Annotated in this window: 16 protein-coding genes; 9 read left to right on the top strand and 7 right to left on the bottom strand. The window is 71.2% G+C overall.

What is annotated here, in order from left to right; translation table 11 throughout:
* Positions 1-26: 26 nt before the first annotated feature.
* Together HY68_RS06295 and HY68_RS06290 are read right to left on the bottom strand one after the other, a co-directional pair.
* On the bottom strand, positions 27-740 hold the full coding sequence (locus tag HY68_RS06295; protein WP_041985397.1) for an isocitrate lyase/phosphoenolpyruvate mutase family protein: 714 nt from the start codon (positions 738-740) through the stop codon (positions 27-29).
* 14 nt (positions 741-754) lie between these two features.
* Positions 755-1,279: a carboxymuconolactone decarboxylase family protein gene (locus HY68_RS06290; protein WP_041985393.1), complete on the bottom strand. Its 525-nt coding sequence runs from the start codon at positions 1,277-1,279 to the stop codon at positions 755-757.
* Positions 1,280-1,326: 47 nt separating this feature from the next.
* On the opposite strand from HY68_RS06290, the gene HY68_RS06285 reads away from it, so the two are divergent.
* On the top strand, positions 1,327-2,766 hold the full coding sequence (locus HY68_RS06285) for a PLP-dependent aminotransferase family protein (RefSeq protein ID WP_041985389.1): 1,440 nt from the start codon (positions 1,327-1,329) through the stop codon (positions 2,764-2,766).
* Positions 2,767-3,150: 384 nt separating this feature from the next.
* The gene (locus HY68_RS06280) at positions 3,151-3,543 is read left to right on the top strand and encodes a VOC family protein (protein ID WP_041985386.1); all 393 of its coding nucleotides are present in this window, start codon (positions 3,151-3,153) and stop codon (positions 3,541-3,543) included.
* A 50-nt stretch (positions 3,544-3,593) separates the two neighbouring features.
* Here the strand turns inward: HY68_RS06280 and rocD are convergent, their stop codons facing one another.
* Complete coding sequence (gene rocD / locus HY68_RS06275; RefSeq protein ID WP_041985384.1) at positions 3,594-4,799, bottom strand: ornithine--oxo-acid transaminase; 1,206 nt, start codon at positions 4,797-4,799, stop codon at positions 3,594-3,596.
* 261 nt (positions 4,800-5,060) lie between these two features.
* Between rocD and glyA the strand changes: the two genes are divergently transcribed.
* From glyA to HY68_RS06260, 3 genes are all read left to right on the top strand, one after another.
* A complete protein-coding gene (gene glyA, locus HY68_RS06270) occupies positions 5,061-6,329 on the top strand; it encodes a serine hydroxymethyltransferase (protein WP_041985382.1) in 1,269 nt (422 codons plus the stop codon).
* A gap of 50 nt (positions 6,330-6,379) precedes the next feature.
* A complete protein-coding gene (trpS, locus tag HY68_RS06265) occupies positions 6,380-7,393 on the top strand; it encodes a tryptophan--tRNA ligase (protein ID WP_041995296.1) in 1,014 nt (337 codons plus the stop codon).
* Between the two features lie 153 nt (positions 7,394-7,546).
* Positions 7,547-8,143, top strand: coding sequence for a 2'-5' RNA ligase family protein (locus tag HY68_RS06260; protein WP_041985379.1), 597 nt, complete (start codon positions 7,547-7,549; stop codon positions 8,141-8,143).
* 19 nt (positions 8,144-8,162) lie between these two features.
* Here HY68_RS06260 and HY68_RS06255 read toward each other — a convergent pair whose 3' ends face one another.
* Entirely contained in the window at positions 8,163-8,936 is a 774-nt protein-coding gene (locus tag HY68_RS06255) for an SDR family NAD(P)-dependent oxidoreductase (protein ID WP_041985376.1), read from the bottom strand.
* A 171-nt stretch (positions 8,937-9,107) separates the two neighbouring features.
* On the opposite strand from HY68_RS06255, the gene HY68_RS06250 reads away from it, so the two are divergent.
* Positions 9,108-10,100 carry a YihY/virulence factor BrkB family protein gene (locus HY68_RS06250; protein ID WP_041985373.1) on the top strand — a complete coding sequence of 331 codons (993 nt, stop codon included), beginning with the start codon at positions 9,108-9,110 and terminating at the stop codon, positions 10,098-10,100.
* Here HY68_RS06250 and HY68_RS06245 read toward each other — a convergent pair.
* On the bottom strand, positions 10,048-11,304 hold the full coding sequence (locus tag HY68_RS06245) for a D-alanyl-D-alanine carboxypeptidase (RefSeq protein ID WP_041985370.1): 1,257 nt from the start codon (positions 11,302-11,304) through the stop codon (positions 10,048-10,050). The two genes, HY68_RS06250 and HY68_RS06245, sit on opposite strands and share 53 nt — an antisense overlap.
* 79 nt (positions 11,305-11,383) lie before the next feature.
* Here HY68_RS06245 and HY68_RS06240 point away from each other — a divergent pair, with 79 nt between their 5' ends.
* From HY68_RS06240 to HY68_RS06230, 3 genes are all read left to right on the top strand, one after another.
* On the top strand, positions 11,384-11,671 hold the full coding sequence (locus HY68_RS06240; RefSeq protein ID WP_041985366.1) for a hypothetical protein: 288 nt from the start codon (positions 11,384-11,386) through the stop codon (positions 11,669-11,671).
* A gap of 130 nt (positions 11,672-11,801) precedes the next feature.
* Positions 11,802-13,019, top strand: coding sequence for a metallophosphoesterase (locus HY68_RS06235; RefSeq protein ID WP_198533393.1), 1,218 nt, complete (start codon positions 11,802-11,804; stop codon positions 13,017-13,019).
* A 161-nt stretch (positions 13,020-13,180) separates the two neighbouring features.
* Positions 13,181-14,734, top strand: a complete 1,554-nt coding sequence (locus HY68_RS06230; RefSeq protein WP_041985359.1) for an ABC transporter substrate-binding protein — start codon at positions 13,181-13,183, stop codon at positions 14,732-14,734.
* Here the strand turns inward: HY68_RS06230 and HY68_RS06225 are convergent, their stop codons facing one another.
* Together HY68_RS06225 and HY68_RS06220 are read right to left on the bottom strand one after the other, a co-directional pair.
* Entirely contained in the window at positions 14,735-15,445 is a 711-nt protein-coding gene (locus tag HY68_RS06225) for a TetR family transcriptional regulator (protein WP_041985358.1), read from the bottom strand.
* A gap of 237 nt (positions 15,446-15,682) precedes the next feature.
* Positions 15,683-16,022 (bottom strand): hypothetical protein (locus HY68_RS06220; RefSeq protein WP_041995294.1); only part of this gene is annotated, 340 nt, incomplete at its 5' end.

Raw genomic sequence — 16,022 nt, 5'->3', positions numbered from 1 at the left:
GAGCCGCCCCCCGACGGCTCGGTCGGTCAGCCGCGCAGCCCCGCCGCGATCTCGGCGACGGCCGCCATCGCCCGGCGCTGCAGGCCGGGGCCGTAGGTGATCCTGGTCGCGCCGAGCCGGCCCAGCTCCGCCACCGAGGGCCCGTCGGGTCCCGCTGCCGTGTTGACGGGGCCTTCGACGCCGGCCCTGAGCGCCGGCAGGCTCTCCGGGGGTACGCCGATCGGGTAGACGCAGTCGGCGCCCGCCGCGACATAGAGCCGGGCGCGGGCGACGGCGTCGGCCGGGTCGGCCGAGCCGTGGATGAAGGTGTCCACGCGCGCGTTGACGAACAGCGCGTCGCCCGCCTCCGCCCGTACCTCCGCCAGCCAGTCGGCGTGCGCCCGCGGGTCCTTCATACCGGCGGCCGTCGAGTCCTCCAGATTGCAGCCGACCGCGCCCGTACCGAGGACCCGGGCCACCAACTCCTCGGCGGAGAGCCCGTATCCGCCTTCGACGTCCGCCGACACGGGTACGGGGACGGCCCGTACGATCCGGGTCACCGCGGCGAACATCTCGTCCGGCGGGGTCGCGCCGTCCTCGTGGCCGAGGGACGCGGCGACCCCCGCGCTCGGGGTCGCGAGCGCCGGGAACCCCGCGTCGGCGAAGACGCGCGCGCTGCCCGCGTCCCAGGGGCCGGGCAGGACCAGCGGGTCGCCGGGGGCGCGGTCGTGGTGCAGGGCGCGGAAGAGAGCGACGGTCATCGAAGCGCCCCGGCTCAGTGGGTGTGCGCGGCGGGCACGTAGTGGCCCGGCACGAGACGGGCGGAGACACCGAGCCGGTTCCAGGCGTTGATCACCGTGATCGCCGCGATGACCTGCGCCAGCTCCGTCTCGTCCAGGTGCAGCGCCGCCTTCTCGTACACGGCGTCCGGCACGAAACCGTCGGTCAGGACGGTGACCGCCTCGGTCAGTTCGAGCGCGGCGACCTCCTTGGCGGTGTAGAAGTGCTGCGACTCCGCCCAGGCGCCGAGCTGGATGATCCGCTCCACGGACTCGCCCGCGGCGATGGCGTCCTTGGTGTGCATGTCGAGGCAGAACGCGCAGTGGTTGATCTGCGAGGCGCGGATCTTGATCAGGTGGTAGAGCGCCGGGTCGATGTCGCGCCGGGCCGCCGCCTCCAGCCGCACCATCGCCTTGTAGAAGTCGGGGGCGAGCTTCGCGACGTCGAGCCGGGGGGTGTGTTCGGGGAGCCGGTCGTCCGTCGTCGCTGCCGCTGTGTGCACTGCTTCGCTCGTGGTCATGGGTACGAAGCTACGCGTCCGGTGGCACAGCGGTATGGTCCACTTTCATGACAGATTCCTGGGCCAGTGGAACCGTCTTCGGGGCCGATCTGCATCTGGAGCTGCGCGGCAGCGGACTGCGGGCCGGGCTGATGGACGCCCTGCGTGAGGCGGTACGCACCGGCCGGCTGACGCCGGGCACCCGGCTGCCGTCGTCCCGCTCGCTCGCCGCCGACCTGGGCATCGCCCGCAACACCGTCGCCGACGCCTACGCCGAACTCGTCGCCGAGGGCTGGCTCACCGCCCAGCAGGGCTCGGGGACCCAGGTCGCCCGGCGGGCCGCGCCGCGCAGGCCGGCCAGGACCGCGCGTACGACCCGGCCGGTCAGCCGCCAGGTCACCTACAACCTGATGTCCGGCAGGCCCGACCTCGCCACCTTCCCCCGGGCGCAGTGGCTCAAGGCGGCCCGCCGCGCGCTGACCGAAGCGCCGGACGACGCCTTCGGGTACGGGGATCCGCGCGGCCGCGTCGAACTGCGCACCGTCCTCGCCGACTACCTGGCGCGCGCCCGGGGCGTGTACGCGGACCCGGACCGGGTCGTCGTCTGCTCCGGCTTCGTGCACGGGCTGATGCTGCTGGGCCGGGTGCTCAAGGCGCGCAAGGTACGGGCCGTCGCCGTCGAGGCGTACGGCTTCGACGAGCACCGGGACCTGCTCACCCAGGCCGGGCTGCGCACCCCGCCGCTGCCCCTCGACGGGCACGGCGCCCGCACCGGGGAACTGGCCAGGACGCCCGGCGCCGGGGCCGTACTGCTCACGCCCGCGCACCAGTACCCCACCGGCGTCGCGCTCCACCCCGACCGGCGCGCCGCCGCCGTCGACTGGGCGCGCGCCACCGGCGGACTGATCCTGGAGGACGACTACGACGGCGAGTTCCGCTACGACCGGCAGCCGGTGGGCGCCCTCCAGGGCCTCGATCCGGAACGGGTGGTGTATCTCGGCACGGCGAGCAAGGCCCTCGCGCCGGGGCTGCGGCTGGGCTGGATGGTGCTGCCGCGGGAACTCGTCGCCGAGGTGGTCGAGGCCAAGGGGCCGAGCGACTGGGCGTCGAGCGCGCTGGAGCAGCTCACGCTCGCCGAGTTCATGCGCTCGGGCGGCTACGACCGGCACGTACGCTCCGCCCGGCTGCGCTACCGGCGCCGCCGTGACCAGTTCGTCGCGGCGCTGGCCGAGCGCAACCCGGGTATCGCGGTGCGCGGCATCGCGGCGGGGCTGCACGCCGTACTGGAACTCCCGCCGGGCACCGAGCGCGCCGTGGTCGAGGCCGCGACCTGGCAGGGCCTCGCCGTGGACGGGCTGAGCCGCTACCGCCACCCGGACGCGGGTCCCGGCAGGCGGGTGCCGATGCCGGCGGCGGACGGGCTGGTGATCGGCTACGGGACGCCGAGCGACAGCGCCTGGACGGGCGCGCTCGACGCGCTGTGCCGCGTACTGCCGGACAGCGCCTAGGCGCTGTCGTGTGGATCAGGCCGGACGAGGGAGCGGGGTCTGGTGTCGTCGACCGACGACAACGCCGCGAGGCGCGGTGCCGGCCCCCGCGAGCCCCGGCAAGATCCACACGACAGGGCCTAGGGCCTGTCTGACACATGGCGCCGTCCGCCCTCAGGGCGGGGCTTGCGGCGTCTGGTGCGTGTGATCGCAAGGCGGAGGCGCGTCCTCGTGCTGGACGTACTTGGACGAGCCGACAACGCGGCGAGCGTGCGTGCCAGGCGTCGGAAGCCAGGCGGGATGTGTCAGACAGGCCCTAGGGTGGTCGGACGGCATCGCGTGCCGGTCACCGACCGGGTGAGGCATGGAGGTGTCCGTGAGTTTGCCTTACGGAGGCATTCCACCGTGTCGATCCAGTTGAACCACACCATCGTCCACGCCCGGGACAACCGGGCCTCCGCCGAATTCCTGGCGGGCATCCTCGGCCTGACGGCCGGGGACACCTGGGGTCCGTTCGTCCCCCTCGAACTCAGCAACGGCGTCACCCTGGACTTCGCGACCGTCCCGGCCGAGTCCATCGTCATGCAGCACTACGCGTTCCTCGTCACGGAGCGGGAGTTCGACGGGATCTTCCGGCGGATCCAGGACGCCGGGCTCACGTACTACGCCGACCCGCACATGAAGCAGCCCGGCGAGATCAACCATCACGACGGCGGCCGGGGCGTGTACTTCCTCGACCCGGCGGGCCACGGCATGGAAGCCATCACCCGCCCGTACGGCAGCGGCCCGGTGAGCTGAACCGCCGCCCCGCCCCCGGCTCGCCCGGGGGCGGGGTGCCGGTCCGCGGCCTACTCGCTGAGCACACCGCGCAGTTGGTCCAGGCCCCAGTCCAGGTCCTCCTTGCTGATCACCAGCGGCGGGGCGATCCGGATGGTGGAGCCGTGCGTGTCCTTCACCAGCACACCGCGCTCCATCAGCCGCTCGGAGATCTGCCGGCCCGTGCCGCGCGACGGTACGACGTCGACCCCGGCCCACAGGCCACGGCCGCGCACCGCGTCGACGGCGCCGCCGCCCACCAACAGCCCCAGCTCGTGGTGGAGATGGTCGCCCAGCTCAGCGGCGCGCTGCTGGAACTCCCCGGTCCGCAGCATCGCGATGACCTCCAGTGCCACCGCGCAGGCCAGCGGATTGCCGCCGAAGGTCGAGCCGTGCTCCCCGGGCCGGAAGACCCCGAGCACCTCGGCGGACGACACCACGGCGGAGACCGGGACCACCCCGCCGCCCAGCGCCTTGCCGAGCAGGTACATGTCCGGCACGACGCCCTCGTGCTCGCAGGCGAAGGTCTTCCCCGTCCTGCCGAGCCCCGACTGGATCTCGTCCGCGACGAAGAGCACGTTGCGCGCGCGGGTCAGCTCCCGTACCCCGGCGAGATAGCCGGCGGGCGGGACCAGCACCCCGGCCTCGCCCTGGATCGGCTCCAGCAGCACGGCGACGGTGTTGTCGGTCACCGCCGCTTCGAGCGCGGCCAGATCGCCGTACGGCACGATCTCGAACCCCGGGGTGTACGGGCCGTAGTCCGCCCGCGCCTCCGGGTCCGTGGAGAAGCTGATGACCGTGGTCGTACGGCCGTGGAAGTTGTCGGCGGCGACGACGATCTTCGCCTGGTTGTCCGGCACCCCCTTGACGCGGTACCCCCACTTCCTGGCGGTCTTCACCGCCGTCTCCACCGCCTCGGCCCCGGTGTTCATCGGCAGCACCATCTCCATGCCGCACAACTCGGCCAGCTGGGTGCAGAATTCGGCGAACCGGTCGTGGTGGAAGGCCCGCGAGGTGAGCGTCACCCGCTCCAACTGCGCCTTGGCCGCGTCGATGAGCCGGCGGTTGCCGTGGCCGAAGTTGAGCGCGGAATACCCGGCGAGCATGTCGAGGAAGCGGCGCCCCTCGACATCGGTCATCCAGGCCCCCTCGGCCGAAGCGACGACGACGGGCAGCGGGTGGTAGTTGTGCGCACTGTGGGCCTCCGCCGAGGCGATGGCGCTCTCCGTTGTCGACACACGTTCTCCGTTCGATCGGGACAAGGTGTCCTGCGTGGGCGGGTACCTACCCCAGTTTCTCTCGCCGCAGGGCCGTACGGAGAAGAAACCCCACCGTCCCCATGATCGGGCGACAAATCCCTTACGCTGGCCGGGCACGGCGACTGGCGAGCGCGGAACGGACCGCGGGGGAGCCGTGCCAGCAGGACCGCACGAGGCGCCGCCCGCCTGGGCGCCCCGGGACCACGACCGAGCAGCACCGAGTCGTCCCGGGAGGACGCCATGACCCTGCCCCCGAACCACCCCGCCCTGTCCGCCGCCGACCCCGAGCTGGCCGCGCTGGTCGGCGCGGAGGAGCGGCTCCAGGCCGAGACGCTCCGGCTGATCGCCAGCGAGAACTACGTCTCCGCCGCCGTGCTCGAAGCGTCCGGGACCGTCCTGCAGAACAAGTACAGCGAGGGGTACCCCGGCCGCCGCTACTACGAGGGCCAGCAGGTCATCGACCAGGTCGAACGGCTCGCCGTGGCGCGCGCCAAGGCCCTGTTCGGCGTCGAGCACGCCAACGTCCAGCCCTACTCGGGGTCCCCGGCCAACCTCGCCGTCTATCTCGCGTTCGCCGAGCCCGGCGACACCGTCATGGGGATGGCGCTGCCCATGGGCGGCCATCTCACCCACGGCTGGGGCGTCTCGGCCACCGGCACCTGGTTCCGGGGCGTCCAGTACGGCGTGCGCGCCGACACCGGCCGGATCGACTTCGACGAGGTGCGTGACCTGGCGCTCAAGGAGCGCCCGAAGGTCATCTTCTGCGGCGGTACGGCCATCCCGCGCACCATCGACTTCGCGGCCTTCGGCGAGATCGCGCGGGAGTGCGGCGCCGTGCTCGTCGCCGACGTCGCCCATATCGCCGGGCTGATCGTCGGCGGTGCCCATCCCTCGCCCGTGCCGTACGCGGACGTGATCTCCACGACCACCCACAAGACCCTGCGCGGCCCGCGCGGCGCGATGCTCATGTCCCGGGCCTCCCACGCGAAGGCCATCGACAAGGCCGTCTTCCCCGGCCTCCAGGGCGGCCCGCACAACCAGACCACCGCCGCCATCGCCGTCGCCCTCCACGAGGCCGCCGGGCCGTCCTTCCCCGAGTACGCCCGGTCCGTCGTCGCCAACGCCAAGGCCCTCGCGGAGGCGCTGCTGGAGCGCGGCTTCGACCTGGTCTCCGGCGGCACCGACAACCACCTGATCCTGATGGACCTCACCCCCAAGAACGTCCCGGGCAAACTCGCGGCCAAGGCACTCGACCGCGCCGGTCTCGTCGTCAACCACAACGCCGTCCCGTACGACCCGAGGAAGCCTTTCGACCCCTCGGGCCTGCGCATCGGTACCCCGTCCCTCACCTCACGCGGCCTGGGTACGCGGCACATGCCCACGGTGGCCGACTGGATCGACCGCGGCGTCACGGCGGCCGGCGCGGGCGACGAGGACGCCCTGGCCACGATCCGCACCGAGGTGGCCGACCTCATGACGGCGTTCCCCGCCCCGGGCCTGCCGGTCTGACCGGACAACCCCGACCCGAGCTGTCCGCCGTACCTGAGAGAATGGTGAACATGCCCTCTGACCGTCCCCGCGCGCTCTCCGGTATCCAGCCCACCGCAGGTTCGTTCCATCTCGGGAACTACCTCGGGGCGATCCGCCAGTATGTGGCGCTGCAAGAATCCCACGACGCCTTCTACATGGTCGTCGACCTGCACGCGATCACGGTTCCGCAGGTCCCCGCCGAGCTGCGGGCCAATACCCGGCTCGCCGTCGCCCAGCTGCTCGCCGCCGGGCTCGATCCGGCGCGGTGCACGCTGTTCGTGCAGAGCCACGTGCCCGAGCACGCCCAGCTCGGCTGGGTGATGAACTGTCTCACCGGCTTCGGCGAGGCGTCCCGGATGACGCAGTTCAAGGACAAGTCGGCCAAGCAGGGTGCCGACCGTTCCACCGTGGGGCTCTTCACGTACCCGATCCTGCAGGTCGCCGACATCCTGCTGTACCAGGCCGACGCCGTGCCCGTCGGTGAGGACCAGCGGCAGCACGTCGAGCTGACCCGCGATCTCGCCGAGCGTTTCAACACCCGCTTCGGTCCGACGTTCACGGTGCCCGCGCCGTACATCGTCAAGGAGGTCGGGAAGGTCTACGACCTCCAGGACCCGACGATCAAGATGAGCAAGTCGGCGTCCACGCCCAAGGGCCTGGTCAATCTGCTGGACGACCCGAAGGTCACGGCGAAGAAGATCAGGAGCGCCGTCACCGACACCGGCTCGGAGATCGTCTTCGACGCCGCCGACAAGCCCGGCATCAGCAATCTCCTCACCATCTACGCCACGCTCACCGGCACCGGAATCCAGGATCTGGAGACCGCGTACGCGGGCAAGGGCTACGGTGCGCTGAAGACGGACCTCGCGGACATCGTCGTCGATTTCGTCACACCGTTCAGGACCCGCACCCAGGAGTATCTGGACGACCCGGAGACGTTGGACTCGATCCTCGCCGAGGGCGCTGACAAGGCCCGTACGGTCGCGGCGGAGACCCTGGCGCAGGCGTACGACCGCATCGGCCTCCTGCCCGCCAAGCACTGAGCACCCGGTCCTGCGACCGGGCACGCTGGTAAGCGCGGCGGCGGCGAGTCACACTGGCGGACGGCGCCGGGCATATCAGATGACCTGCGAAGCGGTACATCAGGCGTAAATGGTGCAAGTGGTGCGAATGGCGCATCAAGTGAGGAGAACGACGTGGGGACCGTAACGCTCGGCGTTTCGATCGCGGTCCCGGAGCCGTACGGCAGTCTGCTCCAGGAGCAGCGTGCGGGCTTCGGTGATCCCGCGGCGCACGCCATCCCCACCCATGTCACGCTCCTCCCGCCGACGGAGATCGACCATGCGTCGCTGCCGGCCGTCGAGGCGCATCTCGCCGCCGTCGCGACGGCCAGCAGGCCCTTCCCGATGCGGCTCTCCGGCACCGGCACCTTCCGTCCGCTCTCGCCGGTCGTCTTCATCCAGGTCGTCGAAGGCGCCTCGGCGTGCAGCTGGCTGCAGAAGCGGGTCAGGGACGCCTCGGGACCCCTGGTACGGGAACTGCAGTTCCCGTACCACCCGCATGTCACCGTGGCGCACGGCATCGCCGAGGACGCCATGGACCGCGCCTACGAGGAGCTGTCCGAGTACGGCGCGCAGTGGAGCTGCACCTCGTTCGCGCTCTACGAGCAGGGCACGGACGGCGTGTGGCGCAAGCTGCACGAGTACGCGTTCGGCGGCGGCGGTGAGACGTACGGGGTGCCCTCGCAGAGCAGCCCGCGCGACCACCACCCCGCCCCCTCCCTTCGGCCTTAGACAGGCCGGGCCGGGCCCCTCAGAGCGGGAGGGCGCGGAACAGCGCCCTCGGCAGGTGCCGCAGCGCCGACATCACCACCCGCGTCGCCCCCGGCACCCACACCGTCTCCGAGCGCCGCCGCAGCCCCAGCTCCACCGCCGTCGCCACCGCCCCGGGCGTGGTCGTCAGCAGTGCCTCCGCCGGCCCGGCCGTCCGGCCGGCCGTCATCCGCGACCGTACGAACCCGGGCCTGACGATCATCACGTGCACACCCGTGCCGTACATCGCGTCGCCGAGCCCCTGGGTGAACGCGTCGAGCCCCGCCTTGCTCGACCCGTGGATGAAGTCCGTCCGCCTGGCCCGCTCACCGGCCGCCGCCGTCAGCACCACCAGCGAACCGCGCCCCTGCGCCTGGAGCGCCGCCGCGCACACCAGGGCTGCCGAGACCGCCCCGGTGTAGTTGGTCTGCGCGACCCGCACGGCCGCGAGCGGCGCCGCCTCGTCCCGCGCCTGGTCGCCGAGGACCCCGAAGGCCAGCAGCACCAGGTCGATGTCGCCCTCCGCGAAGACCTTGCCCAGCGCCTCCTCGTGCGCGTCCGTCTCCAGCGCGTCGAAGGCGACCGTACGGACGTCCATGTCCGCGTGCAGCGCCCGCAGCGCGCCCGCCGCGCTCTCCAGGCCGGCGGACGGCCGTCCGGCGAGCCAGACCGTACGGACCCCGCGGGTGATCAGCCGGCGCGCCGTCGCGAGTCCGATCTCCGACGTGCCGCCGAGGACGAGCAGGGACCGTGGGGAACCGAAGGCGTCCTTCATCGGGCTGTGCTCCTTCGTCAAGACAGACATGAAGGTGACCGTATCGCCCTATACCTCATAATTTGTCGCCTTCGCCATCCGACTCGTATGAATGGGTGGCTGACGGTCCGCCGAGCGAGAGGCGTGGCGATGTAACCGCTGGACTTCCGATTCGGGGGTAAATCTCCTTCCATGGACTGGCTGAAAAAGCTCCCCGTCATCGGCCCCGTGGTGGCCCGGCTGATGCAGACGCACGCGTGGCGGTCGTACGAGACGCTCGACCGGGTCCACTGGGCCAGACTCGCCGCCGCCATCACCTTCATCAGCTTCCTGGCGCTCTTCCCGCTGATCACCGTGGGCGCCGCGATCGGCGCGGCGCTGCTCAGCCAGGGGCAGCTGGACCGGGTGCAGAACAGCATCTCCAAGCAGGTGCCCGGCATCTCCGACCAGCTGAACATCGACACGCTCGTCGCGAACGCCGGCACGGTCGGGCTGATCGCGGGCGCGCTGCTGCTGTTCACCGGTATCGGCTGGGTCGGCTCCATGCGCGAATGCCTGCGGGCCGTCTGGGAGCTGGACGACAGCCCCGAGGGCAATCCGATCGTCCTCAAGGGCAAGGACGCGCTGGTCCTGTTCGGCCTCGGCGCCGTCGGTCTCGCCTCGCTCGGCGCCTCCGGGTTCGGGTCGACCGCCGTCGGCTGGACGGCGGACAAGCTCGGCATCCCCGAAGGCGGCGCCGGCGGTGTGCTGCTCCAGGTCGCGGCGATCGCCGTCGCGGCCGTCGCCGACTTCCTGCTCCTGCTGTACGTGCTGACGCTGCTGCCGCGCGTGAAGCCGGAGCGGCGCAGGCTCGCGGTCGCCGCCCTGCTCGGCGCCGTCGGCTTCGAACTGCTCAAGCTGCTGCTCGGCGGCTATATGAAGGGCGTCGCTTCGAAGTCCATGTACGGCGCGTTCGGCGTGCCCGTCGCGCTGCTGCTGTGGATCAACTTCATGGCGAAGCTGCTCCTGTTCTGCGCCGCCTGGACGGCCACCCCCAGCAAGGAGCAGGAGAAGGAGCGCGCGGCGGAGCGGGAACAGGAGCAGGAGCGCGAAGAGGCGCGGGAGCGGGCGGCGGAGGAGCGGGCAGGGCAGGTCAGGGACGCGGACGCCGACGGACCAGGTCCGGCAGCGGCCAGCGCCGGTTGACCAGATAGGCGGCGGCCGCCAGCACGATCAGCGCGCCCGCCGTGATGGACAGCGCGATACCGACCCCGCTCGAACCGTCCGAGACGGCGGCCGAGGCGTTGGCCCTGGCACCGGCGTCGGGCGAGGGCTTCGGTGCGGCGCTGGGCTTGCCGCCCGCCTGCTGGGTGTCGGTCTTGGCCGACTTCGGCGGTACGAGCTTGCCGACGGGCGTCACCTTGCCGGCCGAGGCGAAGCCCCAGTCCAGCAGCCGCCCGGCCTCCTCGTACACCGCCTGGTTCTCGTCCGACGACGGGTTCATGACGGTGACCAGCAGCACCTTGCCGTCGCGCTCGGCGACACCCGTGAACGTGGATCCGGCGTGCGTGGTGTTGCCGTTCTTCACCCCGGCGAGGCCCTGGTACGGGCTGACGCCGCCGGCGCCGGTCAGCAGCTTGTTGGTGTTCTGGATCTCGAAGGTCGAGCGCTTCTTGCTCGGCTTCTTGCCCTTCTTGGCCTTGACCATCTCGCCGGGGAACTTGGCCGTCGCCGTCGAGCAGTACTCCCGGAAGTCCTTGTTCTGCAGCCCCGACCTGGCGAACAGCGTCAGGTCGTAGGCGCTGGAGAGCTGGCCCGGCTCGTCGTACCCGTCCGGCGACACGACATGGGTGTCCAGGGCCTGCAGCTCGTCCGCGTGCGCCTGCATGTCCTGGACGGTCTTCTTGACGCCGCCGTTCATGGCGGCCAGCACGTGCACCGCGTCGTTGCCCGAGCGCAGGAAGACACCCAGCCACAGGTCGTGGACCGAATAGGTGAGGTTCTCCTTCACCCCGACCAGGCTGCTGCCCTCACCCATGCCGGCCAGATCGGCGGGCGCCACCTTGTGCTGCTCGGTGCTGGGCATCTTCGGCAGCAGGGTGTCCGCGAAGAGCATCTTGAGCGTGGACGCGGGCGCCAGCCGCCAGTGCGGGTTGTGCGCTGCCAGTACGTCGCCCGACTCGGCGTCGGCGACGATCCAGGACCGTCCCGACAGCTTCTTCGGCAGGACCGGCGCACCGAGTCCGAGATCCACCTGCGTGCCCGCCATGGCGAGCCTCGTCCCGCCGACGCTCGACATCGTGGCGGGCGGCTGGGGCTGCTTGCCGTCCGCCCAGGAGGGCGCGGCGGTCAGGAGGGGCAGCAACGCGGCGGAGGCGACCGTCAGGGCGGTCTTTTTCAGAGCGGACACGCACCAGAACGTACATGCCCCGCCCATGGATCCCCACCCCAGCCTCTTCGGGCCGGGGGACGACGGCGATACTGGGTCCATGAAGCTCAGCCGCCGTGTCTCCTGGTTCCTGCTCGCCTTCGGAGTCTGGAGCTGGTGGATCTGGATCACCTTCGCTAAGAATCTCTGGCAGGACGGCAGCGGACTCGCCTTCGACGACGCGGGCGATCCGACCGCCTACTTCTGGGTGCATCTGATGCTGGCTGTCGCGTCCTTTGTATTGGGGACGGTGATCGGCGTCATCGGGTTCCGTAGTGTGCGCACGCTGCGGAGCGAACGGGACGACAACCAGCCACAGCCGGAACCGGAACCGACGCGCGTGCCCTGACCACGCACGTCGCCGACCACGGCCCGCCGTCCGGGCTCCGACCGGCGCCCGGCACACTGTGCCGACGGGGTGCGTCGCGCGGCGCGGCCGACTGGGGCAGGAGCCGTTCGTGATCGTGTTGGTCGTCTTGATGGTGCTGCTGGCCGTCGCCGTGGTGGGTGCGGCGCACTGGTACGTGTGGCGGCGGCTGGTCCGTGACACCACGGCCGACGGCAGCGGCTGGCGCAGGACCGGTACGGTCCTCGCCGTGCTCATGCCGGTGCTCGCCGTCGGCGCGCTGGCCGTCGGGCGGTCCGGGGCGCCGTTCCTGCTCCAGCGCGTCCTGGCCTGGCCGGGGTATCTGTGGCTCGCCGTCCTGCTCTACCTGCTGCTCGCGCTCGCCGTCGGCGAGGTCGTACGGCCCTTGCTGCGGCGGCTGTTGGCGCGCCGGGCGAGCGGGGCCGAGCCGGTCCCGCCGGCCGGCCGGGACCTCCCGGAGACTGACGAAGCGTCAGGAAGCGTCGCCACGGCGACGGTCACCGTTCCTTCACGCCGTCTCTTCGTCGCCCGGGTCGTCGGCGGCGCTGCGGGCGCCGCGGCCCTCGGCACCGTCGGCTACGGGACGTACGGCGTGCTGCGCGGCCCGCGCGTCAAGCGCGTGACCGTGCCGCTGGCCAAACTGCCGCGCGCAGCGCACGGGTTCCGGATCGCCGTGGTCAGCGACATCCACCTCGGGCCCATCCTCGGCCGCTCGCACGCGCAGCGCGTCGTCGACACCATCAACGCCACGAACCCCGATCTGATCGCCGTCGTGGGCGACCTGGTCGACGGCAGCGTCAAGGACCTCGGCCCGGCGGCCGAACCGCTCGCCGGGCTCCAGGCGCGGCACGGCTCGTTCTTCGTCACCGGCAACCACGAGTACTACTCGGGCGCCGCCGCCTGGGTCGCGCACGTACGCGAACTGGGCCTGCACCCGCTGGAGAACGACCGGGTGGAGATCGCCGGGTTCGACCTGGCGGGCGTCAACGACGTGGGCGGCGAGAGCGAGGGGCACGGACCCGACTTCGACAAGGCGCTCGGCGACCGCGACCCGGCCAGGGCCTCCGTACTGCTCGCGCACCAGCCGATCGTCATCGACGACGCCGTGAGCCACGGCGTGGACCTCCAGCTTTCCGGTCACACCCACGGTGGTCAGCTGTGGCCGGGCAATCTCGTCGCCCGGCTCTCCAACCCCACCGTCGCGGGGCTCGAACGGTACGGCGACACGCAGTTGTACGTGTCGCGCGGCGCGGGCGCCTGGGGCCCGCCGGTACGGGTCGACGCGCCCTCCGACATCACCGTGATCGAGCTGGCGTCCCGGCAGGCATGACCGCCCGGATCGTTGATTTTCAGCCAACTGCCGTGAAGAGGTTTCAGTGACCTGACCGTTGTGCGGGACACCTCTGTTTTCCCTTCCCCATGTGAAGTCCGTGTGATTGGGTGAGCGCCATCACGGTCAGGGGTGGGCGTGTGACAGAGGGGCACAACAAAATGCGGTCGATCCGTCTTCGGATACTCATCACATGCGTCGTACTGGCGATCGTCGGAGTGGGCGGCTGGCAGCTGCTCCCGTCCGACAACTCGGGGCAGAAGGTGATCACCGTCGGCACGACGGACGTCGTCACCTCGCTCGACCCGGCGGGGGCCTACGACGCCGGCTCCTGGGCACTCTTCGGCAACGTCTACCAATCACTGCTGACGTTCAAACCCAGTTCGGTCACACCGGTGCCCGACGCCGCCAAGAAGTGCGACTTCGTGGGCTCGGGTCTGATGACCTACCGGTGCGAGGTGCGCGACGACATCACCTTCGCCAACGGCCACAAACTCACCGCCGAGGACGTCAAGTTCTCCGTCGACCGGGTCGCGACGATCAAGAGCGACCAGGGGCCGCTGCCGCTCTTCAGCACCCTGAAGTCGACCGAGGCCAAGGGGCAGACGGTCACCTTCCATCTCCGCTCGCGTGACGCGACGTTCCCGCTGAAGATCGCGACCGGGGCGGGCGCGATCGTCGACCACACCGAGTACCCGGCGGACAAACTCCGCACCGACCACGGCGCGGACGGCTCGGGGCCCTACGTCATCAAGTCGTACGACGACGGCGTCCGCGCCCACCTGGCACCCAACCCCTCGTACCACGGGGCGATCGGCGAGACCGGCGGCCCGGTGGACATCCGCTACTTCAAGACCTCCGCCGACCTCGCCAAGGCGTGGAAGGCCAAGAAGGTCGACGTCACGCACCGGCAGATGCCGCCCGCCGTGATCGCGGGGCTCGACACCAGCGCCGAGGACATCCGGATGAACGAGGCGGACAGCGCCGAGATCCGCAACCTCGTCTTCAACGTGCGCCAGGGCTCACCGATGTCCCAACTGCCGGTGCGCAAGGCCATCGCCGCCGTCATCGACCGGGACAAGATCGTCACGGATGTCTTCGACTCGACGGTCGACCCGCTCTACTCGCTCGTGCCGCAGGGCATCACCTCGCACAGCACGGCCTTCTTCGACGAGTTCCCCGAGCCGAACGTCGACGAGGCGAAGCAGCTGCTGGGGGACGCCGGGATTTCGACACCGGTGGAGTTCTCGCTCGGTTACGCGCCCGGCGGCACGGCGGGACCCGAGGCCGCCGAACTGCGCAAGCAGCTCGAAGCCACCGGGCTCTTCAAGGTCAAGACCATCGGCAAGCCGTGGACGACCTTCCAGAAGGACTACGCCAACGGCGAGTTCGACGCGTACACGGTCGGCTGGCTGCCGGACTTCCCCGACCCCGACAACTTCATCGCGCCGCTGGTCGGCGCCGACAGCGCGCTGCAGGGCGGCTACGAGAGCAAACGGGTCGACCAACTGATCACGGCCACGCAGCAGTTCGGCGAGCGGGGGCAGGCGGCCGACGACTTCAAGGAACTCCAGCAGGTGATCGCGCGGGACGTGCCCGTCGTGCCGCTGTGGCAGAAGAAGGACTACGTACTGAGCAGCGCCGAGGTCACCGGCGCCCAGTACCTCTCGGACGGCACCGGCATCTGGCGGCTGTGGGAGCTGGGCTGGATCTGATCAGCTCTTCTTGCGGGCGACCGCCGCTTCGGCCATGCCCGGCAGGAAGTCCGTGAACAGCTCGTGCACGTCCTTCACCAGCGGTCGCAGCACCCGGAACCGGGCGAGCGCGACGCCCCGCGTGGTCAGCCGGGCGCCGCGCTCGGCCAGCCGGCGGCTGCGCTCGCTGCCCTCGGAACGGTCGAAGACCCAGTACAGGACGAGCCCCATCTGCGAGAGCCACATCAGCTCGGGCAGGATGTCGGTCAGTTCGTCGGCGACCTTCGCCTTCGACCCGGCGAGCACCTCGCGGTGGACGGCGATGGCCGCCTCGCGGGCGTGTTCCGACTCGGGGGAGAAGGGGCTGAGCGGGGACTCGGGGTCGGCGGCGTTCTTGAAGAACTGCGCGGCGAACTCGTGGTACGGCGCCGCGATGTCGAGCCAGGCGGTCAGCACCCCGGAGAGCCGGGCGTCCAGATCGGTCTCCCGGTCGAGCACCGGCCGTACGGCGGCCCGGTGCTCGGCGGCGATCCGGTCGTAGAAGCCCTGGACGAGATGTTCCTTGGACGAGAAGTAGTAGTACGCGTTCCCGACCGAGACCCCGGCCTCCCGGGCGATGACCCGCATCGTGGTCTTGTCGTAACCGCGCTCCTGGAACAGCCGCAGCGCGGTTTCGAGGATGAGCGTGCGGGTCTGCTCGCTCTTGGGAGGCCTGGTGTCCTTCGTGTCCATCTCGTCCTTCACGGTCCCCGAGCCTAGTGCCCCTCCCGGCAAGCTCTGCCCTGTCGCGGGGCCCGGCACGCGCGCTCGCGGCGTTGGCCGAAAGCCCAGGTAGCTCCGCTACCAGGACTTCCGGCCGCCTTGCGATCACACGCACCGGACCCCGCTCCTGCGCGGGCAAACATTGCCGCTCGCGGCACTGGTGCCCCTCCCGGCAAGCTCTGCCCTGTCCGGTGACGTCCCGCCCGGTCAGGGAGCCGGCGTCGGCGCCTCGCACAGCCCTTCGCAGTGCGCGGCGCCCGCCGCCCCGGCCGGCGCCCTCGTCGCCGCCCGGTACCTGGCCGCCGCGAGGACGGTGACCCGGGCGAACGGGAGGCCCGCGGGCGTTGCCAGCCAGTGGGACTTGGGGCGGTGCTCGGTCAGCGCCCACAGGCAGACGATCCAGGCGGCCGTCCCCCGGTAGACCTGGCCGCCGTCCCCGATCACGGTGATCTCCCGCAGCGTGCTGCCGTGGTCGAGGTCGGGGAAGCGCCGGCGCGCCTCCTGCGACGCCGCCGGCACCGGGTCGAGGGGGACGAGCTGCGGCTGG

Source organism: Streptomyces sp. AcH 505 (genome assembly GCF_000818175.1).
Taxonomy (GTDB): domain Bacteria; phylum Actinomycetota; class Actinomycetes; order Streptomycetales; family Streptomycetaceae; genus Streptomyces.
Note: the sequence above shows the minus strand (reverse complement) of the source record. Positions and strands in the feature narration are given on the sequence as shown.